The organism is Portibacter lacus, assembly GCF_021533215.1.
Classification (GTDB): Bacteria; Bacteroidota; Bacteroidia; order Chitinophagales; family Saprospiraceae; genus Portibacter; species Portibacter lacus.
In genome coordinates this window covers 247127-270746 of sequence record NZ_JAJNKA010000006.1, presented here as the reverse complement: position 1 = coordinate 270746, position 23620 = coordinate 247127, and the positions used below count along the sequence as shown (strand labels likewise).

Here is a 23620-nt window from a genome sequence, read left to right as displayed (position 1 = left end):
CAAAAAGATATAACTATATTTCTAGTATGAGCAGAGCCGTTTATGTTTCCACCACTGAGCCGGATAGTGGCAAGTCCATCGTTTCGTTGGGTCTGATGCAATCACTATTGCAGAAAGTAGTCAAAGTTGGATATTTCAGACCGATCATTGATGATTTTGAACCTGGCAAAATTGATAATCATATTAATACCATCTGTACCTTCTTTAATCTTGATATCAAATTCGAAGAGGCATACGCCTATACAAGAAGTGAGATTCTCAGCAAAAAAAACGAAGGCAAGGAAAGCGAAATCATCAGTAGAATCATAGAGAAGTACAAAGCACAAGAAGAAAAATATGATTTTGTTCTTGTGGAAGGAACAAGCTTTATTGGCGAAGGCAATCTTATTGAATTTGACATCAATATATTGATTGCTAAAAACTTAGGTATACCTGCAATCATATTAGATTCAGGCGTCGGAAATACCATCTCTGAGCTTGTCGGAAATTTAAAAATAGCTTACGATTCATTCAAGGAGAAAGGTGTCGAAGTATTGTCCGTTATTGCGAATAAAGTAAATCCTCAGGATAGACCTCTTATTTTGTCAAATTTAGAACAAGTTTTCCCATCTGGATTGGTGTTAAGTGCGATTCCCATTAATCCTATTTTAGCGAATCCCTCTATGAAGGAAATCGTTGATGAACTAGATGCGACCATCCTTTTCGGAGGAAACGATCTCAATAATCAAGCTGCCTATTTTAGTGTAGGTGCGATGCAATTACGAAATTACCTCGGCCATTTAAAGGAAGGAAGTGTGGTTATTACACCCGGAGATAGAGCAGATATCATTCTAGGTGCGTTACAAGCAAATATGTCTGCTAACTACCCTACTATATCAGGAATCGTATTAACTGGTGGACTTATCCCAGAAGAAACTATCCTTTTACTAATCGAAGGGCTTAGTGATGTTGTTCCTATTATTTCAGTAAATGGCGGCACCTTCAGTATTACAAATAGAATCGGAGCCATCAAATCGAAAATTTACGCAACGAATATTAAGAAAATTAAAACTTCTATAAAAGACTTTAGTTCTTATGTAGATGTAGATATGCTTACAGACAGTCTTATCAATTTCCAACCTCAAGGAATAACGCCAAGAATGTTTCAGTATAAGCTGCTTAGAAAGGCACAATCCGCAAAGAAACATATCGTATTACCGGAAGGACATGACGAGCGTATTTTATTGGCTACTAAGCAATTGATTGATCTAGACGTGGTAGAAATAACCTTGCTTGGCGATCGAGCGCAAATCGAAAAACAAATATTTGAGTTCGATATCAACTTAGATTTAAGTAAAGTCCATATCATCAATCCGGTGACATCACCTCATTTTAAAGATTATGCCGCTACCCTCTTTGAGCTAAGAAAACACAAGAATGTAAACTTGGCCATGGCCAATGATTTAATGGAAGATGTTTCCTATTTCGGTACGATGATGGTTTATAAAGGTCACGCTGACGGAATGGTTTCTGGAGCTATTCATACAACATTACATACCATAAGACCAGCCTTACAGTTTATTAAAACTAAACCAGGCATTTCAGTGGTCTCTTCCATCTTCTTCATGTGCTTAGAAGATCGTGTTTCGGTATATGGAGACTGTGCAATTAACCCTAATCCAACTGCAGAGCAGCTTTCAGAAATTGCCATTTCTTCTGCTGAGACTAGTTTATCATTTGGTATAGAACCTAAGATTGCCATGTTGTCCTATTCATCTGGAGCATCAGGAAAGGGCCAAGATGTAGAAAAAGTTAGAAAAGCAACACAGATTATCTATGAGAAACGTCCAGACCTCCAAGTCGTCGGGCCTATTCAGTATGATGCCGCTGTGGATATCAATGTCAGGAATGCTAAAATGCCTGAATCTGCTGTGGTAGGGCAAGCAAGTGTCTTTATATTTCCCGATCTTAATACGGGCAACAATACCTACAAAGCTGTACAGCGCGAAACCAATGCGCTAGCTATAGGACCAATCATACAAGGATTAAAAAAACCAGTAAATGATCTTAGCCGAGGTTGCACCGTGGAAGATATTTTTAATACGGTGATCGTTACATCTATTCAGGCTCAGGAATTATAATATATGAGTAAAAACGTCAAAATACTGATCTTAAATAGTGGAAGTTCTTCGATCAAATATCAAGTGATCAATATGCCTAGTGAACAATTAGTTTGCAAAGGTATAATAGAACGAATAGGTCAAGAATCTTCGATAATAGAATATGAGTCTGAAAAAGCAAAATTTAAGACAAGCGAAAGCATTCCAGATCATAAAATCGGACTGCATAAGATAGTGGATAAACTATTAGATCCAGATTATGGTATTATAAAACGAACAGAAGAAATTGACATCGTCGGACATCGAGTTGTACATGGTGGAAATAGTTTCTCCGATACCTCAATCATTACTGACCAAGTAAAACAGCAAATAGAGCAATATGCTAGTTTAGCGCCTTTGCACAATCCACATAACCTATCCGGAATCAATCTCGCAGAAGAATTATTCCCCTTATCCAAACAAGTAGCTGTTTTTGATACTGCTTTTCATCAAACGATACCCACAAAAGCTAAAAAATACGCCATTCCCAATGAATTATACGAAAAACATGGTATTCAAGTTTATGGTTTTCATGGGACTAGCCATAAATATGTCTCGGAACAAGCTATTAAATATTTGAAATTAAAGAGTTCAAAAATTATTTCTGTCCACTTAGGAAATGGCTGTAGCATGACCGCTGTTGTCAATGGGAAAAGCGTGGATCACAGTTTTGGTTTTGCTCCAACTAATGGATTAATCATGGGAACTCGTAGTGGGGACATTGATCACTCCATTATTTTTTACTTAACGGAAACATTAGGTTACAAGTCGAAAGAAGTCAATGACTTGCTGATAAATAAAAGTGGAATGCTCGGTCTAACTGGACATTCTGATCTAAGAGATATACAGGCTGGAGCAATAGCTGGAAAGGAGGATTGCATTTTAGCATTGCAAATGAATGCCTACCGAATCAGAAAATACATCGGTTCCTATATCGCTGCGATGAATGGTGTAGATGCTATTGTTTTCACAGGGGGAATAGGTGAAAATTCAAGCGTACTCAGGAAGCTAGTCTTAGAAGATATGGCCTTCTTTGGTATTCATATGGATGAAAATAAAAACAAATTAAATACAGGTAAAATTCAAGAAATCGACGCTAGTCTTTCGAAAGTCGCACTACTTGTTGTACCGACCAACGAAGAATTAGAAATAGCGAGACAAGCATTTCTTAAATTCGAAAAATGAAACGTTATCTTGTTAAATAGGGTTATCGGATAAGTCATAGACTTTATTCACTTGACAAATGAATTCCTAATAATTGTTGAATAAAACATTGACAAATATGAGATTTCATGATGAAGTATATGCTTATATTAATTGCTAATAATTTTCAACAGTAATGAAAAAACAACCTACAATACTCACATATTTAAGAACATTCCCACAACATTTTGCTTACAGAATAATTGTCTTATTAATGGTTTCCGCCCTGATAAGCTGTAGAAATGAGCCAAAACAAAAGATAAATGAAAGTCAAGAGCAAAAGGTAGAAGACAACCATATTCCTAGCCCTGAAATCATTATTGAAAAGCCAGATCAGACTGTAAAAGTTATAGTAGTAAAAGATGTACCTATCCGAGAATACTTTAAGTGGATGGATAGTTTGGTAAATGCCCAAAACCAAGAAAATAATTATACAATTGATGAATATATTGTAGTTAAGGCGAATCCTTGGATCATAGATACGCTTGCACATACCGATTACTACTATCTTAAAGAAAAAGGAATTTTTAATGAAGACTCACAATCTTTGTTGGCATTACAGAAAGGGCAAACACTCATCATTCCTGATTCTAGCCAAACTGAAAGTTTAAGAAACCGAATGGCTAATACCTATATCGATGTTAACATTCCAGAGTACAAATTACGGATAATAGAAAATGGCAAAGTGCTTTATACATTTCCTACCCGTGTAGGGCAAAATACCAAACGCTACTTGGAAATGGCAAAGACTGAAGTTGACTTACGCACCAAACCTGGTATAGGTAAGATTGTCAGGGTTAATAAAGCACCCCAATTTATCAATCCAAAAGATAATCGCAGATATTATGTGACTAATCGAGATGACAAGAAAGTCACCAAACTACCTCTCATTCCCTGGATAGAACCAGAAGTTAATGGTCAGCGATACGGCCAGCTCATTCATCCTACCACTAATATTGCTACACTAGGCAAGGCTTATTCCAATGGTTGTATAGGTCTAAGAGAATCAGATTCATGGATTGTATATTATTATGCTCCTCTTAACACCAAAGTGGTCATTAGGTATGACTTACAAGGAAAAGATGAGGAAGGAAATGATATCAAATTTGCTAATATCTATCCTGGCTTTGAAAAGAAAAGTTATCAGAAAGAAGCTATCGAAGCTGGCTTGCAAGCATTAGATGGAAAAGCAATAAGTGTATGTGATTGCAGAGCGACACAATGATCATCGTCCAATCAACGAGTTCATTTATTGCTTGCCTCCTTATGCTCTTCTTCAATATTAATTTGTGGAATTTTTACAATTTCGAAAGTTGCAGAAGCTAGTATCACTTTATCATTTGTTTCAAGAATTGCCTTTCCTATTTTCTCATGCAACACGTGTTTCGTGAATCTTCTCTTTTTATAATCCACGATGTATCTAATGTTAAACTGTATCCAATTATCAGTCATGGTAATGGCTAATGATGGTTCTACTTGGGCATCTTCGATATAGTATTTATTGACAACCTCTCTCCATTTTGCTTTTGATTCAGAAACATATTCCGACAGGACTTCACTGCAAATACGCACGACGATGGACTTAGCAAGTTCCACGTCTGATCCATATCTGATCGGCAAGTTAAATTCATCCCAGACAAAAGGAAAGTCTTTAGAGTAATTATAAATCGCTCCTTTAAAGACAAATGAATTACTCAGCTTAACAATTCTTCCACTGTAGTTGTCACTAGAAACCCATTGACCGATTTCCATCATGGTGGTATAGATGCTATCAATGTCTATGACATCACCTTTAATACCATTTATTTCTATTCGATCGCCAGGTTTATAAACTTTGACAAAGAAAATATAGAATGACCCCGCAATGCTCAAAAATAATTCTTGAAGTGTAATTGCAATTCCAGCTGAAAGCAGTCCGATCGCAAGAGTGAAATCTTTAACATTACCTGTGAAATAGGACACACTTAGAAAGATGATTATGATATAGCCAATAATTTCGATACCCTTCTGGGATTTATATCGAATAGAATTATCAGGAAGGCTCTTCTTAATAAACTTCCTTAATACTGAAATGATTAGTAAAATTAAGACAACCCAAAATACATACTTCAGAATATTAGTTGCCAAAGTATTTTCATTCATCCATTCTACTAATTGTTCCATGTATTCATTTTAATCCATAAGAAGTTTATTTATTTCATAAAGATGCAGTCTAATTTTAATAAAAATACTGACTTACATCAGTATTAGATAGAATATAGATTTGGATATAGCTTAATGTTTCCCGGAAGATCGAACAGAATAAAGAACTGATTGTAAGCATTTTAAGAAGATAGCTCCTACAACATACTTGTACGGCAAGGTTTTTAAAATATAGAGTAATTATAATCGAATGAAGCTAGGTAAACTTTACTTTTCACTCATCAATGTAAATTCAAATAATTCTTCAAATTCCATCTTAAGTCTGTCTTTTACTTCTTCTATATCAACTTCCCTTCCCAGTTCTTGCTGAAGCGATGTCACCTCTTTATCGTCATCTGAAATTCCGCAAGGAATGATGTTGTTGAAATATTTTAAATCTGTATTTACGTTAAAAGCTAAACCATGCATCGTTACCCAGCGAGATAAATGGACGCCGATGGCACAAATTTTCCTTTTAGGCTTAGTGTCCGTGGCAGGAAGCCAAACTCCAGTAAAATCTTTGATTCTTAATGCCACTATATCATAACTAGCCAAAGTTCTTATGACTGTTTCCTCTAAAAACCTCACGTATTTATGGACATCAGTAAACATCTCGTCAAGGTCAAAAATGGGATATGCCACAATCTGACCAGGTCCATGAAAAGTGATGTCTCCTCCCCGATTAATTTTGAAAAACTCTATATCTTCTTGGATCAATTGTTCTTCATTGAGAAGTAAATGATCCATCTTTCCACTCTTCCCTAGCGTATAAACTGGATGATGATCACAAAAGATTAAGTAATGGCTTTGTAACAGATCTGTGTCATTTCTCCGATTAAAAATTTTAAGATCTTTTAATGAATTATGCAAGACCGTTTGTCTATCCCACGCTTCTTGATACGACACTCTCCCCCAGTCTTCAAAATTCACTTTGATATTATTCATATACGTATTGTCTTTTGCAAAGCTAAATAAGAAATATTTATTATGTAATTTTAAGGTATAATAGTTGTACTTCAACGATTAAAACCATTAATAATGAAACACTTATCTATCATAATAGTTTTTCTTTTAGCAAGTCTAGCCGCTATAAGTCAAGAAGCACCTAATTTTACAATTACAGATAGTGACGGGAATGAGCTTAGCCTATATGAAGATCTTTTGGATTCAGGAAAGATTGTTGTCATCGATATGTTTTTTGTGAGTTGTCCAATATGCAAACCCTATAATGCTCCAATGCAAGCGCTGTATGAAGAATTTGGCGAAGGGAAGGAGGATGTTGAATTTTTACTTTTAACCACTAGAACTTGGGATGACAATTCGGATGTCGCAGCGTATAAAATAGAGTATGGACTTACTTATCCTGCAGCAGGAAATGACGGTGGAGGATACGATGCAACCGAGCCTTATCGCGAAGGCGAATTTGGTACCTTCTTTGGGGCACCAACCTTCCTAGTTATCGAACCCAACAGAACTATTCATTTTGATTTAGCGACAAGTGGCGTTGAAGCCAGAATAAATAATGTACGCAAGAAAATATTAGAAATTCAGAATGGAGGAGTAGCTGCAGAAACTACGAAGGTTACCGTCGATGTTAGTGCTTATAAAGATAATGCTACCCTACCATCTTATATTCTCAAATTGAGATCAGGAAATAATCCAGATAGTTCTTACACCGTTCCTGACACTTTTAATTATCCAAGTGCAGAATATCCTAAACTTAGCGACCCTGAAATTTACATGGAAATTGCCGAGCATTCTACAAGCGAAATCACAACCATAGACCTCGTTTTAATTCAACGATACATTCTTGGAATCTATGAATTAGACAATATCCAGAAGATTGCCTCTGATGTCAATGCGTCAGGCGTTCTCACTCCTGCGGACTTGATAAGTATGAGAAAGGTCATTCTGCATATTCAAGACGGATTCTCTGTTGGAAAATCATACCTTTCGATAGATGCAACGTGTAATGACAACGTCGATAATTGTATAGAAGCGATTAAATTAAATACAGATTCCGAATCGCAATTGATCAACTTTAAAGTGATCAAGTACGGAGATATTAAGTAGGCATTTTACTTACTTAGGTACTCGTTGATTTTACACTTTAGCAATAGAACAAAGAGGCTTAGTCTCATGTATTATATAGGTATTCATTAATTGTTTTTAAAGTCAACTATTAAATAGCGCTTATGAAAAAAATACTATCTCTACTTTTTACAGTTTTTGTTGGTCTTCAATTAAATGCCCAGCAAGATACGATTCAAACAAATAATGGGAATGTGATCTTGACACCGATTTTTCATGCGACTACTGTTCTTGAATGGAATGGGAAGACGATTTATATGGATCCATATGGCGGAGCTGATGGCTTTGATCGTTTTCAAGACGCTGATATAATCTGCATCACACATGCACATGGTGATCACTTTAATAAAGAGACGCTGTCTGGATTAAATCTCTCTTCTACAACAGTTGTCCTACCACAATCTGTTGCAGATGAATTAGGAGATATCAAGTTTAAAGAAATGAAGATCTTGAACAATGGAGAAGAAATTTCTATATCAGGTATAAAGATTAAGGCTTTTCCTATGTACAACCTCCCTAACGATGATACTGCAAGACACAAGAAAGGTTGGGGCAATGCGTATATATTAACCATAGGAGGAAAGACCTTTTACTTTTCTGGCGATACTGAGGATATTCCTGAAATGCGAAATTTAGAAGGCATCGACTTTGCTTTTATCTGCATGAACTTGCCATATACGATGGATGTAGATGTAGCAGCTGACGCAGTCATAGAATTTTCACCTGCAGTAGTTTATCCTTTCCACTTCAGAGGAAAAAATGGTTTTGGCGATGTAGAAAAATTTAAGCAATTGGTCAATGCAGGAAATGAAGCCGTAGAAGTGAGATTAAGGGATTGGTACCCTGAAAAATAATTCTCATACGGCCATCTATATTTTCAAAATTTCCACACTTATAATAGTGCTGACTTATTGCTCGCTTATTATCAATATAGATATTCATAGTTAGGACTATTCACTAATCTGTAGACTCTTGGGAAACCACTTTTATTCCACCATTCAGTTAGATGCTCAATCAATAGAATTCCTCTTGAAAAGTTACCTATAGTTGATCAATCCTAGCAATTCAGGATACTTTTTTCAATTTTTCTAAGTGAAAACAGTTCGATTATTATAACATATTACACATTATCATAATATATGGCACAGTACTTGCAATATACCTTATAACCGCTGTAACGGTTAAAAACCAACCAACAAGGAGTGCTTCTGTTAAGGCACTCCTTTTTTTTCTTCTTGTAGAATTATGATTTCTTTTCTAAAGACGAGACAAGAAATTTATTATAATTTTCTCTTTACCACTACACATCATCCCTTTCCCCTAAAAACTAGTACGTTTTTAACTCGACTTTTTCAACGGTCCCCTTGTCCTCGTAGCTTCTGAAATCTACTGCACTCACGGAAGAAATTCCTTTTTTCTGCATAAATACGCCATAAAGTACATCGACCTCAGCCATCGTAGCTTTGTTGTGTGTTACAATGATAAACTGTGATTTATCAGAAAAAGCACGAATGATATTCGCAAATTTTTGAATATTCGTATCATCTAATGGTGCATCGACCTCATCAAAAATACAGAAAGGAGCAGGCTTCAGTAAATACAATGAAAAAAGCAGTGCCGTAGCAGTTAACGTCTTTTCCCCTCCAGATAGTTGACTCAATGATTTAGGTCGTTTCCCTTTAGGCTTAGCAATAATTTCTATTTTCGAATTTAGTGGATCATTCGGATCTTCTAGGATTAGATCACAATCGTCATCTTGGGTGAATAAGCTTCTAAATACCGTCACAAAGTGCTTTCTCACCTCGTTAAATGAATCCAAGAACAGCTGAGTCGCCGTTTCTTCGATTTCCGAGATCGTATTCATCAAGCTCACTTTCGCTTTATTGATATCATCACGCTGCTCCTTAATATGCACGAAACGCTTTTCCATTTCCTCATATGCTTCCAGCGCCATCGGATTAATTTCACCGTAGTTATCTAGCCTTCTTTTATACTTCTCTACCGCTAATTCCAACTCTGTCTCTATCCCATCTTCCGGAACTTTCACTTCGTAAAGGTCTGATAGTTTGTATTCGAATTCGATGCTCAACCTCTCCTTAATGCTGTTCTTTTTGAATTTGAAATCATTAAGTTTATCCTTAAGCTGATTAACTAAGAATTGCTTGTCGTTAATCTTCTTAGATATCTTTCGGATATCCTCCTCCACCTCGTTCGCTATGGCTCTAGCCTTGAAATAATCTTGCTCAGCCGTAGATAGTTGGTCTTGCTCCTTAGATTTTAATTCATATTGTTGTTGCAAATTCTGAGTAATCTCCACAAGCTTCGTATTGGCCTCCGTTAACTCCGTATTTTGCCGATCTAACAATTGGTTTCCATCGAAGATTTGCTTTTTTATCTCACGACTTCTTGTCTCTTGATATCCTATTTCTTTAGTCAGACTTTCTAGTAAATTCTCAGTTTGGATGAGCTTAATATTCTGCTCATTGAAAGCATTTCTAGCCTCCGAAAGCTTAGTTGTTAGCTCCTGCATGGTAGAATCTTGATCAGAAACTTGACTCTTTAATTCGTTAATTTCTGTTTCTAGTGCTTGTTTCTCTTTAGTATTTTCTCCGATAACAATTGAAGACTCTTCTTCCTTTTCCCTTAGCTCCGCTGATCTTTTATTTATTTTCTCAATGTTAGCGTCCGCATTTTCAAGTTTGGTTTTAATAACTTCGATCTCCTTTTCGGCATCTGTTTTATGACGCTCTTTAATCCTAATTTCAACGTCATACTTCGCTGATTTTGCATCCGCAAGTTCTTTCTGAAGGCCTAAGAGTAGGTCTTTTTCACTTTCAATGTTTGATTTCTCCTTTGCGATGACTTTGTCCAACTGCTCGATACGCTTCCTTCTACCTATTTTCTTTCCTTCGAATAGGCCTACGGATCCACCTGTAATTTCACCTTTGATTTTATATACTCCTCCACCAGATTCAATTAAGGCAATTTCTTCTTCATTGTTTTCATAGACTTTCTCTTCATCGGCTATAAAAACGTGACCACAAATTAATTCAATAAGTGGCTTATACTTCTCATCAGTTTCTATGACTGAAGCAAGGGAAGTAAGCGTTCCAGAAGTCTTAGGATTCGATTTTATTTCATCTAAAATGAAGAATTGAGCCTTACCTTTCTGTGAATTACTTAATAAAGTAATAGCTGACTTGGCTTCAGATAGATCATTAACAATCAGGTAATTAAGATAAGGTTTTAACACTTGCTCTGCTGCTGCTCTATATTTTTCTTCCGTGTTAATCACATCAGAAAGGAGTGTCTTTTTTCCGTCCCATTTACTATGAAGGAATTTAACAGATTCTGAAAAACCTTCCATATTTTCCACCATGCTTTGAAGTAAGTTACGCTCATTTGTAATGGCGTCTATGCTTCTATTCAGCTTAGCTATGTTATCTTTTTTAGCATCTAAAGCCTTCTCCGTTTTCGCGATATGGGCTAATCTATTCTCCTCTTTTTCCCGAATTCCGAGTAATTCTTTATCTAAAATTTCCAGCCGACCATTTAGACGAACCATGGCTTCTTCTTTGTCTTTTAAGCCATCCTTAATATTCAATATCTGCTGTTCATTCTGTTCTTGCTCTTTCTTGTAGGTCTCTACCCTATTTTCTGTAACGGCAAGAACCTTATCTACTTCAAATATCCGGTTCTGAATTTTCTGTAGATTCTTAAATTTCTCTTCCTGAAATTGCTTATTGAACTGGAATTGTTGATTTATTTCTTCTACGTTTTTTTGTAGCTTCTCCAGTGTTATTCGATGTGCCTTGTAGACCTCTTCTTTTTCTTTTCGCTGAACTTCTAGTTGATCTCTTTTTACCAAAGACTCTTTAAGTTGTGGCTCAGAAATTGCAATTTCCTGCTTGGCTTTATTTATATTATTTTCAGAGAATTTTATTTTCTGATTTAATAGATTTTTCTCATTCTCATTTCTTCTGATAGAATCAAGGAGATCATTCAATTTCTTCTGAAAATTAGAAAGATTTTTCTCTCCTTCCAGGTTTTTACGCTTTTCACTTTCTAAGACCGCCTCTTTGTTAGCTAGTTCCGAAGTCCACTGGTTATATTCTAATTTATGCTGCTCTACTTGATTATCTAGAGACACAACTCCTTCTTCTAATCTATCCCATTTCAGCTTGTAAAAAATGATACTCGCTTCTTTGTACTTTTCTTTTATTTCAAAATACCTTTTAGTCCGCTTGGCTTGTTTCTCTAAGTCTTTAAGGTTCTTTTCTATTTCGAAAAGTAAATCTTCGATTCTTTCTAGGTCGGCATTGGTCAATTTTAGTTTCTGAAGAGTTTCTTTCTTTCTCTTCTTAAATTTAGAAATCCCGGCTGCCTGTTCAAACATTCTCCTCCTCGCATTCTCCTTATCTTGTAGAATATCATCCACCATTCCTAACTCAATAATAGAATATGAATTAGAGCCTATACCAGTATCCATTAGAAGTAAATGAATGTCTTTCAGTCTACAAGCAACGTCGTTGATTCGATATTCACTGTCTCCACTTCTGTATAAGGCACGGGTTATTTTGACGGTATTATACTCAGTAGGAAGAATGTTCCGAGTGTTATCAAAGGTTATACTAACTTCAGCCAGATTGGCTTGTTGCTTTTTATCCGCCCCATTGAAAAGGACATCACCCATTTGCTCTAATCTGAGTTCCTTAGATTTCTGCTCTCCAAGCACCCATCTAAAGGCATCCACCACATTAGACTTACCACTCCCATTAGGACCTACCACTCCAGTCACATTCTCATCAAAGTATAAAACAGTAGGATTTCCGAAACTCTTAAATCCTCTAATCTCTAGTGATTTCAATCTCATAGCTCGGCAAAGATATTCAATTAGGAGGTTTTCATATCTGAAATTTATCCACATTTGGGGATAACTTATCAACGGTATATGTTGATTAAGCAATTTCGAAAAAGCAAAAAGAAAAGAAAGACTTTTATAAAGAATTAAATCTATAATTCTTTAATGCTTTAAATACTAGGAATCAATTTAATAAGGACGAATCTTTCCGTCTTCTAAGACGATGATCCGATCAGCTAACCTTTTCGCTTCTGCGGTAGAATGAGAAATATGCAAAATTGTAATGTTCATACTTTTCTTCAGATCTTCGAAAAGTAAGTATAAATTCTCCTTAGTTTCCTCATCTAAAGCGCTTACAGGTTCGTCTAAACAGAGGAAGTCAGGCTTAAAACTTAGTGCTCTTGCAAGCGCTACCCTTTGTATTTCACCTCCACTTAATCCTTCAGGCATACGATCTAATAAGTGTGAAATGGATAAAATTTTCGCCAGTTGCTCACATTGCTCTTTCATCTCAGTAGCATTCCATTTTCTAAGCTTCAGTGCGAATTGAATATTTTCGCGAACACTCATATGACTGAACACTGCTCCATCCTGTGGCACATAACCTACACCTCGATCTCCTGGAGCTAATTGAGTATAATCGCTTCCATTAACTAATATTTGTCCACCCGATATAGATCTGAGCCCGCATATCGCTTCTATAATTGTGGTTTTTCCGCTTCCAGTTTTTCCCATTAATACCACATATTCTCCCTTTTCTATGGAAAAATTGATATCAGAAAGCAAAAAATTTCCTTGCTGAATAGATATGTCTCTAAGTTCTATCATCGAGTTAAAGGAATTTTCTCTCCAAAAATCCTAACAATAAATAAAACTAGAAATCCAGCAAAAATCATGATAAGTGATACCGCAACCGCCGCTTCTATATTTCCAACTGACATTTCTAAAAATACAGTGGTCGAAAGCACTTCTGTCCTCATTCTCGTGGCTCCTGCAAAAATTAATATAGGACCAAATTCCCCTAATGCCCTTGCCCAAGCCAGTGAACCAGCCGTTAAGATTCCATTCCTAGCTTGTGGAAGCAATATCTTAAAAAAGGCTTGCTTTTTATTACAGCCTAGTGTTAATCCGACTTGTTCTTGTCGATCACTTATCTGCATAAAGGTAACATACATGGTTCTTACTGCAAATGCACAAGCTACCATAAACTGAGCAAGGATGACACCATATACCGTATAAGTAAAACGTACTTGACTTTCTATCCATTGACCTGGAATCGTCTGGAAAAGGATTAATAAACTTAAGCCAATTACCAATGGAGGAAGAACAATAGGTATATCTAGTATAGCATCGATCACTTTCTTGAATCTAAAATTGACCCTAGCCATAAAATAGCCTAATGGAATCCCAACGACCAGGCTTAGAACCATTGTTATGGTGCTCGTGATTAAGCTTAGTTTGATAGAGTATTGTATTTCTTTACTTCCTAAAGCTTCTAGAATATGATCGGTGCTGGTGTACGTAAAATCAGCAAGAATCATTGCAACGATCAGAATGATATAAGTAGCTCCGACAACTCCCATCACCAAATAAAATGGAAGATTAGGTCTTGTTTTATATGGCTTATTTTTTCTGATGATTCTAATACTTTATAATTGATTTACTGCACTATTTCATATCCCACCTTGCTCATTACTTTTCCGCCTTGCTTTTCAGACGAAAGATAGTTGATAAATTTCATGGCATCTTCAGAATGACTAGAAATCTTTAAAACTCCTATGGTTATGGTATGCTCATACTGGTCTAAGAAAGGATCACGAATCATTTCAACTTCATCATATTGTACGGCATTGGCATCCCAAACAATACCTGCATCAGAAGTACCTAACTTAACCGTATTCAATACTTCATTCACTGTAGGCATAAATGCAATGGCCTTCTGCTCAAAAGATCTGAAATCACGATATTCATTCAAAATAATTTCCGTCTGTCTTCCGATAGAAGCAGCATCTGGATTGGCTAGAACAAAGGTTACATCTTCACGTAGTAAATCCTCTAAACTATTGATACTTTTAGGATTGCCTGCTTGAACCACAATAACTGGTTTAATATGTGCGATTGCTTTTTTCTCCTTTATTAAATCGTATTGCTCTGCTTCCTTAATATATGAGTCGTCTGCAGAAAGATAAATATCACCCTGTTTTGATATTCTAACATTAGAAAGCAACGTTCCAGAACCTGCATACTGAACATCTATTTTAATTCCAGTTTCTTTATAGAAGTTGTTATTTACCTCTTGAATTACTGGCTTCATTCCAGCTGCACAATACATTAACAATGAATCACTTGCACTATTCGAATCACAACTCCACATCAATAAGAAGAGTAAAAACAAAACATATATTTCTTTAGAAACATTGACAAACATCAGTACATTAAAATTTACCAGCCAAATATAGAAATTAAATATTTACAAATAAGGAACCATATGCAGTGCAGAAAATAAGGCCCGCGAACCTTATATTTTAATTTTTTCCCAATTGTACTTATACAGAAACCAAGCGCTGATCACTAAGGTCAGGAACCAATAGAAGACTTCTGAAAACCAAGCAACTGTTAGATCTGATTGAAAATACTTGACAAAAATAAAAACGTAAGCAGTATAGAAAATAGTTAAGGAACCTTGAATCCATAGACCTAATTTAGTAGCACCTATTCCTAATATTCCATTGAACAAAATTGCACCAACTGCAAATAAGAGCAATATCAGTCCCAACACATATAATAAAGGCTGTGACGCATATATGATCGTCATATCTTCCCGTCCAAACAGTGGATAAAGCATGGTTTCCGGGAAAAAGATAATTGGTATAGATATAATAACGGTAATCAATAAATTGATATAAACCGTTTTCCAGATTACAGGTATAACGTCACCTTCATTCCCTGAGCCTCTTAAGTTACTCGCTAGAGTGTTAATCCCTGAAGAGAAGCCCCACGTAGGAATAGAAAGAATTAGGTAAACTATCCGCACGAGGTTCGAAATCTCTAATTCCTTACCACCCATATTTTCTATTAAACTAAAGAATACAAACCATGAACCTAAACCAATTATGGCTTGGATAACGATAGGAATAGAAACATTAAAGACTTGTAAGACCAGCTTGAAATTAAGTTTAGGAAAGAAAAACAGACCTCTGACCAATTTATTCTTTTCGAAAATCATATATATTAGAAAAACTACAAATGCAATAAATTCAGCAATAGAACTTGCCCATCCAGCGCCTGCTATTCCCATCTCTGCAAAGCCCCACTTTCCGAAAATAAAGGCATAATTTAAGATCATGTTCACTATCGCTAGGATGGCGACATCTACCACAATGAATCTCGTTTTACCAATTCCCGTATACAAGGCAACGATAATGACACCTAGATAACTAAAGAAAATCCCGTAGGATCTGGGTAAGAGATATTTTACACATCGATCGAAGGTCTCTAGATCCGAGACGATTTGCTTGAAAAACCAAGCGCCTCCAAATTGAATAGCAATGAATATTATAAAGGCAAGCGCAAGTTCAAAATACAAAAGCGCATAGAAACTTCGCACGAGATTTCTATTATCACCTTCTCCGAATCTCCTAGCAATAATGATCTGTCCTCCCCTCGAAAATCCATATCCGATGGCAGAAATGATCAAATAAAAGACACTTACAAGACCAATAGCTCTAAAATCAATATCATTATAATGAAATAAAAATACTGAATCTGTCAGTGCTATAATGTTCTGTACAGCACTGCCCAGCATAATAGGAACCGATATCGCGAATATCTGTTTGTATGTAGTATCTAATTTCAAATTGAGTCTTTCATCTTGTCCACAACATAAGAAATTTTGAATGGTTTATATTTGCGAAAAATAGAATTATGAAAAATATAAATATAGATCCTCCTAAGGCTTTGAAAAAATCACATGAATTAATTGCTCATGGTGACATTCGGAATGATGAATACTACTGGATGAAGCTTAGTGATGCTCAGAAAGATGCGGTAGAAAAAGACGATCAGACGCTGGATGTGATTAATTACTTGCAAGCGGAGAACACCTACACTAAGGCAATGCTGCAGCACACAGAAGATTTCCAAGAGACTTTATTCAATGAAATCATTGGCCGAATTAAGCAGACTGATATGTCTGTGCCATTCAAGTATAATGGATATTATTATATCACTAGATACGAAGAGGGAAAGGAATATCCAATCCATAGCCGTAAAAAGAGTTCCCTTGATTCAGAAGAAGAGATTATGCTCGAGGTTAATGAAATGGCAAAAGATTACGAATACTATGCTATAGGTGGAAGAAGTGTTAGTCCGAACAATAAAATTCTGGCTTATGGAGAAGATAAAGTGAGTCGAAGAATTTACGATCTAAAGTTTAAAAATCTAGAAACGGGTGAGCATTTAGAAGATGTTATTCTGAATACCAGTGGAAGTGCCGTCTGGGCAAATGATAACAAGACGATTTTCTACACACGGAAGGATGAGGCATTAAGATCTTATAAAATATATCGTCATGAATTAGGAACAAATCCAGAACATGATATTGAAATTTATCACGAAGAAGATGAAACCTTTAGCACCTTCATCTATAAAACGAAATCACAAAAATTCCTAGTCATCGGCTCCTACGCCACGGTATCACAAGAATATAGAATTCTAAATGCGGATACACCAACAGGGGAATTCGAAATCTTCCAAGAAAGACAGCGAGATCATGAATACGGAATTGCACATTTCGAAGATAGATGGTATATCAAAACCAATCATGAGGCGAAGAACTTTAGATTAATGGTGACTAGCGAGAAAGAAACTAACATGGAAAATTGGAAAGAGGTTATCCCTCATCGTCCCGAAATCCTGCTTGAGAATCTAGATATTTTCGAAAATTTCCTTGTGTTATCTGAAAGAATCAATGGAATTACAAAACTAAGAGTCATTCCTTGGGATGAAAGACCGGAACACTATATCACCTTTCCAGAAGAAGCTTGCATGGCTTATACCAGCACCAATCCTGAATTCAATTCGGATATTTTGAGAATTGGATACACGTCGATGAAGACTCCGAATTCTACGTATGATTATAACATGAATACGCAAGAAAAGACCTTGCTAAAGCAGCAAGAAGTAATAGGAGATTTTAATGCGGATGATTATGTCTCTGAGCGATTAAATGCTGCTGCACCCGATGGTGTGGAGGTTCCGATTTCTTTAGTCTATAAAAAAGGAACAAGGTTAGACGGAAGCTCTCCTTTACTCCTATATGCTTACGGCTCTTACGGACATAGCATGGATCCGTATTTCAGCAGTGTTCGATTAAGCTTACTTGATCGAGGATTTGTCTATGCCATTGCGCACATTAGAGGTGGTGAAGAAATGGGTAGAAATTGGTATGATGATGGAAAATTATTGAACAAGAAAAACACTTTCACAGACTTTATTGCTTGCGGTCAATTTTTAACGGAGCGTAAATATTGTAGCGTTGATAAATTGTTCGCAATGGGTGGAAGTGCTGGAGGCTTGTTGATGGGCGCTATTATCAATATGGCTCCTAAAATGTGGAGAGGTGTAGTTGCTGCGGTTCCGTTTGTAGATGTGGTTACGACCATGCTAGATGATACTATTCCGTTAACGACTGGAGAATATGATGAATGGGGAAATCCGAATATTGAAGAATATTACCATTATATAAAATCTTATTCCCCTTACGATAACGTGGTGGCACAAGAATACCCTAATATGCTTGTCACAACTGGCTATCATGATTCACAAGTACAATATTGGGAGCCAGCCAAGTGGGTTGCTAAATTACGTGATGTTAAAACAGATGATAACATTCTATTATTACATACTAATATGGGTGCAGGTCATGGTGGAGCTTCAGGAAGATTCAAGAGATTTAGAGAAACAGCAATGGAATATGCTTTTTTAATAGATCTAGCGGGAATAAAACTGGAGTAAAAACCTATTAATGCTTCTTTGTGCAATTGGCACTAAAGAAGCTGATAATTCTAGGAGCTAAATTCTGACCAGCATAAAATATTATTTTTATATTGCGGTCTATTTAGTAATGCTCAATTAACTCAGTTGGTTTAGAGTGTCGCCTTGACAGGGCGGAAGTCACTGGTTCGAGTCCAGTATTGAGCACACTTTTTTATTTCGATTAACAAGCTTTTCTTTCTATAATATCTTCACTTTCAGTCATTGGTAACACACACGTTAATGGCTTCCATTCGTACTTCGAATTTTAATCGTAAAACATTCTAAAACTACTCCATTATTTTCTGAACAAAAACTCCTCATTTAGCATTTCATAAAAAAACAATTATGATAAAAGATAAAGTGGTTCTCATCACAGGTGGATCAAAAGGAATAGGTTACGGGATTGCAGAAGTCTTAGTTAGTCAAGGTACTAAAGTTGCAATTACAAGCAGAAGCCAAAAAGCGGCTGATGAAGCTGCTGAAAGCCTAAAGTTGAGCAGCAATGACAATGTAATAGGAATTGAATCAGATGTTGCAGATTTCGACGCTGAGAAGAAAGCAGTTGAAAAAACGATCAAGGCCTTTGGTAAGTTAGATGTATTAGTTGCTAATGCAGGAGTCGGACATTTTGCAAATATCAAAGATTTAACAGCAGACCAATGGAATCAGACTATCGAAACCAACTTAACAGGCGTTTTCAATTCTGTGAAAGCATCATTGGATAGCATTATCGAAAGCAAAGGTTACATCATTACGATTGCAAGTCTTGCAGGAACAAACTTTTTCGCTCAAGGGACAGCTTACAATGCCAGTAAATTTGGATTAGTAGGATTTTCTCAAGCGCTTATGTTAGACGTAAGAAAAGACGGTGTGAAAGTTTCGACGATAATGCCAGGATCTGTTGCGACCTACTTTAACGATCATGTTCCTAATGAAGCAGATGCGTGGAAAATTCAACCAGAAGACATCGGTAAATTAGTGTTAGATCTCTTAACGATGAATCCAAGAACATTACCAAGTAAAGTTGAGGTTAGGCCAAGTATGCCTCCATCTAAATAATGAAAATATTCCAATGTAATAACTGCAACAACCCTGTATTTTTCGAAAATACGAGTTGTGAGAAATGTGGCGCTAACTTAGGTTATCACGACACAAGTTTTAATATGCTATATACTTTCGGCAAGGAATTCAGCCTTGCCGATGGTAGTAGCTATCAGTATTGCAGCAATCACAAACATGATGCATGCAACTGGCTTGTTCCAGCAAATGGGAATAGTGAATATTGCAAAGCGTGCTCACTAAATAATTTAATCCCTAACCTAGAAGATGAAATTAATCTGGATAAATGGCAGCAAATCGAAAGGTGGAAACATAGATTGATTTACAGCTTGCAACGTTTTAATTTACCACTTAACAATAAAATAGAAAATCCTGAAAGCGGACTTTGTTTTGATTTCATAGGTAGGAGAATAGCAGGTGACCAAAGCATTCCTGTAAAAACGGGTCATGCTAATGGTGTGATTACCATTAATATAGAAGAGGCAGATTCTGTTCATCGGGAATACATGCGTAAGGCAATGGATGAGCCCTACAGAACGCTTATCGGACATCTGCGCCATGAAGTCGGTCATTATTATTGGGATTTATTAATTAGCAAAAATCCACAGAGATTAGAAAGGTTCCGCCAGATATTTGGCAATGAAGAATTAGATTATGGTCATGCGCTAGAAAGGTATTATCAAGATGGAGCGCCGAATGACTGGAGCAATCATTTCATCAGTGAATATGCAACGTCTCATCCATGGGAAGATTGGGCGGAAACCTGGGCGCATTATCTGCATATCGTGGATACACTTGAAAGTGCATATGCTTTTGGGATGAAACTTAATCCCACATTGACAGGAATTACGACCATGAATATGGATGCCAATTTTAATCCGTATTTTGAAAAGGACTTTGATAAAATGCTAGAAACTTGTCTTCCGCTGACTTTCGCGGTGAACGCTATTAACCGTAGTATGGGACAACCTGATTTGTACCCTTTTGTATTTAATGCCTCTGTAATCCAAAAGTTACGTTTTGTACATGAATGTTTGAATTAAGATTTTCTATATTTAGCATTCAAAACAAAATCGCCATAATGAAAAAAATACTTACAGGTCTAATCGTTATGCTCACGCTAACATTTGGATATAGCCAAAAAAGAACGATCACTCCAGACTCCACCGTTGTTACTACACATCAGACTACAATTAATGGCAAATCTATTCCATATAAAGCAACCACTGGAACTCAGCCAGTATGGGACGATAAAGACCAAGTAGTTGCAGGATTATTTTACACATACTACGAAAGAACAGATATAAAAGATAATACGAACAGGCCACTTGTTATTTCTTTCAATGGCGGTCCTGGTTCAGCATCCGTGTGGATGCACATTGCGTATACAGGTCCTCGAATTCTAAAAATTGACGATGAAGGATATCCTATTCAACCTTATGGAATTAAGGATAATCCGTTTTCCATTTTAGATGTGGCTGATATCGTATTTGTTAATCCAGTTAATACAGGATATTCCAGAATGATCGGTGAAGAAACTGATAAAAAAATGTTTTTCGGTGTCAATCAAGATATTAAATATCTAGCGGAATGGGTGAATACCTTCGTTACTCGAAACAACAGGTGGACTTCTCCGAAATATCTAATCGGCGAAAGTTATGGAACGACAAGGGTTTCAGGTCTTGCTCTTGAACTACAAAACAACCAATGGATGTACCTCAATGGAGTGATATTGGTCTCACCAACAGATCTTGGTATTAAGAGAGAAGGTGCCGTAGAAGCTGGAAATCGACTACCCTACTTTGCAGCTGCGGCTTGGTATCATAAGAAATTATCGCCGGAATTACAGAATATGCCACTTGAGAAAATGCTAGAAGAAGTGGAAGACTACGCGATTAATGACTTAATTCCAGCAATTGCAAAGGGCGGATTTCTTGCCAATGATAAGCGAAATGAAGTAGCCGAAAAAATGGCTTATTATTCAGGCATTTCTAAAGAAGCAATACTTCAGAACAATCTAGATGTAGGTACCAATTTTTTCTGGAAAGAGTTATTAAGAAAAGAAGGATATACAATCGGAAGACTTGACTCTAGATATAAAGGCATCGATAAAATGGCAGCAGGAATGAGACCTGATTTTAATTCAGAATTAACTTCATGGTTGCATTCATTCACGCCTGCTATCAATTATTACTTCAAGAATGATTTGAATTATATCACTGATGCGAAATACAACATGTTCGGACCTGTTCATCCTTGGGACAGATCTGGAGATAATACGGGAGAAAATTTAAGACAAGCCATGGCGCAAAATCCCTACTTACATGTGTTAACCCAATCTGGATATTTTGATGGTGCAACAACTTATTTCAATGCTAAATATAATATGTGGCAATTAGATCCATCTGGAGTAATGAAGGATCGACTAAGTTTCAAAGGTTACGAAAGCGGACACATGATGTATCTTAGGAGAGTAGACTTAGAGAAAGCTAATAATGATATCAGATCTTTTATAAAAAGTACATTGCCAGGAGACAATGTTCCAGCGAAATATTAAAAAGAACGAATGAGTGGCAGAAACATCGGGACACTTGCATTAACCATCATTTCTATTGGTCTACTGATTCCAGGATTAATTCTTCCTATTTTGAGTATTGATATTGGTGCAAAAATTCCTATTTTAGGAGAAATAAGTTTGCATAATACCCAACAGAGTATTGTAGAAACTGTAAAAAATTTGTTTAAAAATGGAAATGGTTTAGTCGGTTTTCTAATTTTGTTTTTTAGTATTCTTATTCCGTTTATCAAGGCAATTTTAATCATTACGGGAATAGTTTCTAAAAATTCAACAAGAAAGCATCAGATTCAGCGTTTCTTAGGTGTAATTGGAAAATGGTCAATGGCAGATGTCTTCATTGTTGCTATTTTTATTGCATTTTTATCAACGTCAACGGATGATAATATACATGCCTTTATACATATTGGATTTTATTTTTTTTTAGCTTATTGTATTATTTCAATTTTGGCTTTTCAAATGTTCAAAATTGATCAAACAGAAAAATTATGAGTAGTATAAATGTCAGAGCAGAAGTAATGGGAACGATTGAAAAATCAATGGATGATTTGATTTCTACTTATCTGAAATCAATCGATACCAATTGGCAACCTTCCGACTTCCTTCCTGATTCCTCAAAAGAAGATTTCAAAGATCGCATCGATGAAATTCAGGAACTTTCTAGAGAAATGGATTATGATTTATTCGCCGTACTCATCGGAGATACGATTACTGAGGAAGCACTTCCCACATACGAATCTTGGTTAATGAGTGTACAAGGTGTAAACCAAGAAATAGGCGGTGGATGGTCTAAGTGGATTAGGGCATGGACTGCTGAAGAAAACCGTCATGGAGATTTATTGAATAAATATTTATATCTAAGCGGAAGGGTAAATATGAAAGAAATGGAAGTTTCTACTCAACACTTAATCAATGATGGCTTTGATATTCAGACAGGAACCGATCCCTATAAAAATTTCGTATACACCAGTTTTCAAGAATTAGCCACTAATGTTTCCCATAGGAGAGTTGCGACCTTAGCAAAACAATCAGGTAATGCACTTCTAGCGAAAATGTGTGGGGTTATTGCAGCAGACGAAGCACGTCATGCTCGAGCATATACGGAATTCGTTAGAAGGATATTTGAAATAGACCCTAGTGAAATGATGATTGCTTTTTCTGACATGATGAAAAAGAAAATTGTAATGCCTGCTCATTTCTTAAGAGAAACAGGTGGAAAAATAGGTGAATTATTTACCCATTTTTCAGATGCTGCACAAAGAACGATGGTATACACGACGCAGGATTACATCGATATTATGAAATCGTTGACTAACGAATGGAATATAGAAAACCTAACTGGATTTAATGATGCAGCAGAAAAAGCAAGAGATTATGTCGTAGCACTACCCGATCGACTTCAGAGAATTTCAGATAGAATTAAGGTACCTGAAAAAGGATATAAATTTGCCTGGATTGCTAGTTAGTTAGAATGAT

At 36.2% G+C, this 23620-nt stretch carries 18 protein-coding genes and 1 tRNA gene; 12 read left to right on the top strand and 7 right to left on the bottom strand.

Annotated features, from left to right (window positions below):
• Positions 1 to 26: 26 nt before the first annotated feature.
• From pta to L2586_RS12345, 3 genes are all read left to right on the top strand, one after another.
• A complete protein-coding gene (gene pta / locus L2586_RS12355) occupies positions 27 to 2120 on the top strand; it encodes a phosphate acetyltransferase (protein ID WP_235293214.1) in 2094 nt (697 codons plus the stop codon).
• 3 nt (positions 2121 to 2123) lie between these two features.
• Positions 2124 to 3323 carry an acetate/propionate family kinase gene (locus L2586_RS12350; RefSeq protein WP_235293213.1) on the top strand — a complete coding sequence of 400 codons (1200 nt, stop codon included), beginning with the start codon at positions 2124 to 2126 and terminating at the stop codon, positions 3321 to 3323.
• 154 nt (positions 3324 to 3477) lie between these two features.
• Positions 3478 to 4566 (top strand): L,D-transpeptidase, encoded by a 1089-nt coding sequence (locus L2586_RS12345; protein WP_235293212.1) that lies wholly within the window; start codon positions 3478 to 3480, stop codon positions 4564 to 4566.
• Positions 4567 to 4586: 20 nt separating this feature from the next.
• Here the strand turns inward: L2586_RS12345 and L2586_RS12340 are convergent, their stop codons facing one another.
• Together L2586_RS12340 and lipB are read right to left on the bottom strand one after the other, a co-directional pair.
• Positions 4587 to 5504 (bottom strand): mechanosensitive ion channel family protein, encoded by a 918-nt coding sequence (locus tag L2586_RS12340; RefSeq protein WP_235293211.1) that lies wholly within the window; start codon positions 5502 to 5504, stop codon positions 4587 to 4589.
• Positions 5505 to 5750: 246 nt separating this feature from the next.
• Positions 5751 to 6467, bottom strand: coding sequence for a lipoyl(octanoyl) transferase LipB (gene lipB / locus L2586_RS12335; protein WP_235293210.1), 717 nt, complete (start codon positions 6465 to 6467; stop codon positions 5751 to 5753).
• Between the two features lie 93 nt (positions 6468 to 6560).
• Here lipB and L2586_RS12330 point away from each other — a divergent pair, with 93 nt between their 5' ends.
• Positions 6561 to 7595 (top strand): redoxin domain-containing protein, encoded by a 1035-nt coding sequence (locus tag L2586_RS12330; protein WP_235293209.1) that lies wholly within the window; start codon positions 6561 to 6563, stop codon positions 7593 to 7595.
• Between the two features lie 122 nt (positions 7596 to 7717).
• On the top strand, positions 7718 to 8467 hold the full coding sequence (locus L2586_RS12325) for an MBL fold metallo-hydrolase (protein WP_235293208.1): 750 nt from the start codon (positions 7718 to 7720) through the stop codon (positions 8465 to 8467).
• A gap of 473 nt (positions 8468 to 8940) precedes the next feature.
• Here L2586_RS12325 and smc read toward each other — a convergent pair whose 3' ends face one another.
• The 5 genes from smc to L2586_RS12300 form a co-directional block, all read right to left on the bottom strand.
• A complete protein-coding gene (gene smc, locus L2586_RS12320) occupies positions 8941 to 12486 on the bottom strand; it encodes a chromosome segregation protein SMC (RefSeq protein ID WP_235293207.1) in 3546 nt (1181 codons plus the stop codon).
• A gap of 177 nt (positions 12487 to 12663) precedes the next feature.
• Positions 12664 to 13302: an ATP-binding cassette domain-containing protein gene (locus L2586_RS12315; protein ID WP_235293206.1), complete on the bottom strand. Its 639-nt coding sequence runs from the start codon at positions 13300 to 13302 to the stop codon at positions 12664 to 12666.
• Positions 13299 to 14057, bottom strand: coding sequence for an ABC transporter permease (locus L2586_RS12310; protein ID WP_235293205.1), 759 nt, complete (start codon positions 14055 to 14057; stop codon positions 13299 to 13301). The genes L2586_RS12315 and L2586_RS12310 overlap by 4 nt, the downstream gene beginning before the upstream one ends.
• Before the next feature lie 77 nt (positions 14058 to 14134).
• Positions 14135 to 14902 (bottom strand): molybdate ABC transporter substrate-binding protein, encoded by a 768-nt coding sequence (modA, locus tag L2586_RS12305; RefSeq protein ID WP_235293204.1) that lies wholly within the window; start codon positions 14900 to 14902, stop codon positions 14135 to 14137.
• A gap of 90 nt (positions 14903 to 14992) precedes the next feature.
• Positions 14993 to 16330, bottom strand: coding sequence for an MATE family efflux transporter (locus L2586_RS12300; RefSeq protein ID WP_235293203.1), 1338 nt, complete (start codon positions 16328 to 16330; stop codon positions 14993 to 14995).
• 68 nt (positions 16331 to 16398) lie between these two features.
• On the opposite strand from L2586_RS12300, the gene L2586_RS12295 reads away from it, so the two are divergent.
• From L2586_RS12295 to L2586_RS12265, 7 genes are all read left to right on the top strand, one after another.
• Positions 16399 to 18489, top strand: coding sequence for a S9 family peptidase (locus L2586_RS12295; protein ID WP_235293202.1), 2091 nt, complete (start codon positions 16399 to 16401; stop codon positions 18487 to 18489).
• A gap of 111 nt (positions 18490 to 18600) precedes the next feature.
• Positions 18601 to 18675: transfer RNA gene (locus L2586_RS12290), tRNA-Val, on the top strand.
• 180 nt (positions 18676 to 18855) lie between these two features.
• A complete protein-coding gene (locus tag L2586_RS12285; RefSeq protein ID WP_235293201.1) occupies positions 18856 to 19569 on the top strand; it encodes an SDR family oxidoreductase in 714 nt (237 codons plus the stop codon).
• Positions 19569 to 20612, top strand: coding sequence for a zinc-binding metallopeptidase family protein (locus L2586_RS12280; protein ID WP_235293200.1), 1044 nt, complete (start codon positions 19569 to 19571; stop codon positions 20610 to 20612). Before L2586_RS12285 ends, L2586_RS12280 begins: the two co-directional genes overlap by 1 nt.
• A gap of 38 nt (positions 20613 to 20650) precedes the next feature.
• Positions 20651 to 22126 (top strand): S10 family peptidase, encoded by a 1476-nt coding sequence (locus tag L2586_RS12275; RefSeq protein WP_235293199.1) that lies wholly within the window; start codon positions 20651 to 20653, stop codon positions 22124 to 22126.
• Between the two features lie 9 nt (positions 22127 to 22135).
• The gene (locus L2586_RS12270) at positions 22136 to 22636 is read left to right on the top strand and encodes a paraquat-inducible protein A (RefSeq protein ID WP_235293198.1); all 501 of its coding nucleotides are present in this window, start codon (positions 22136 to 22138) and stop codon (positions 22634 to 22636) included.
• On the top strand, positions 22633 to 23610 hold the full coding sequence (locus tag L2586_RS12265; RefSeq protein ID WP_235293197.1) for an acyl-ACP desaturase: 978 nt from the start codon (positions 22633 to 22635) through the stop codon (positions 23608 to 23610). Before L2586_RS12270 ends, L2586_RS12265 begins: the two co-directional genes overlap by 4 nt.
• Positions 23611 to 23620: the final 10 nt, after the last annotated feature.

Bases quoted from the DNA above. Each gene is read 5' to 3' on its own strand.
- L2586_RS12280 (WP_235293200.1), top strand. From the start codon at position 19,569: ATGAAAATATTCCAATGTAATAACTGCAACAACCCTGTATTTTTCGAA.
- L2586_RS12350 (WP_235293213.1), top strand. From the start codon at position 2,124: ATGAGTAAAAACGTCAAAATACTGATCTTAAATAGTGGAAGTTCTTCG.
- L2586_RS12315 (WP_235293206.1), bottom strand. From the start codon at position 13,302: ATGATAGAACTTAGAGACATATCTATTCAGCAAGGAAATTTTTTGCTT.
- L2586_RS12345 (WP_235293212.1), top strand. From the start codon at position 3,478: ATGAAAAAACAACCTACAATACTCACATATTTAAGAACATTCCCACAA.
- L2586_RS12310 (WP_235293205.1), bottom strand. From the start codon at position 14,057: ATGGGAGTTGTCGGAGCTACTTATATCATTCTGATCGTTGCAATGATT.
- L2586_RS12295 (WP_235293202.1), top strand. From the start codon at position 16,399: ATGAAAAATATAAATATAGATCCTCCTAAGGCTTTGAAAAAATCACAT.
- L2586_RS12330 (WP_235293209.1), top strand. From the start codon at position 6,561: ATGAAACACTTATCTATCATAATAGTTTTTCTTTTAGCAAGTCTAGCC.
- L2586_RS12275 (WP_235293199.1), top strand. From the start codon at position 20,651: ATGAAAAAAATACTTACAGGTCTAATCGTTATGCTCACGCTAACATTT.
- pta (WP_235293214.1), top strand. From the start codon at position 27: ATGAGCAGAGCCGTTTATGTTTCCACCACTGAGCCGGATAGTGGCAAG.
- L2586_RS12285 (WP_235293201.1), top strand. From the start codon at position 18,856: ATGATAAAAGATAAAGTGGTTCTCATCACAGGTGGATCAAAAGGAATA.
- L2586_RS12325 (WP_235293208.1), top strand. From the start codon at position 7,718: ATGAAAAAAATACTATCTCTACTTTTTACAGTTTTTGTTGGTCTTCAA.
- L2586_RS12270 (WP_235293198.1), top strand. From the start codon at position 22,136: ATGAGTGGCAGAAACATCGGGACACTTGCATTAACCATCATTTCTATT.
- modA (WP_235293204.1), bottom strand. From the start codon at position 14,902: ATGTTTGTCAATGTTTCTAAAGAAATATATGTTTTGTTTTTACTCTTC.
- lipB (WP_235293210.1), bottom strand. From the start codon at position 6,467: ATGAATAATATCAAAGTGAATTTTGAAGACTGGGGGAGAGTGTCGTAT.
- L2586_RS12265 (WP_235293197.1), top strand. From the start codon at position 22,633: ATGAGTAGTATAAATGTCAGAGCAGAAGTAATGGGAACGATTGAAAAA.
- L2586_RS12340 (WP_235293211.1), bottom strand. From the start codon at position 5,504: ATGGAACAATTAGTAGAATGGATGAATGAAAATACTTTGGCAACTAAT.
- smc (WP_235293207.1), bottom strand. From the start codon at position 12,486: ATGAGATTGAAATCACTAGAGATTAGAGGATTTAAGAGTTTCGGAAAT.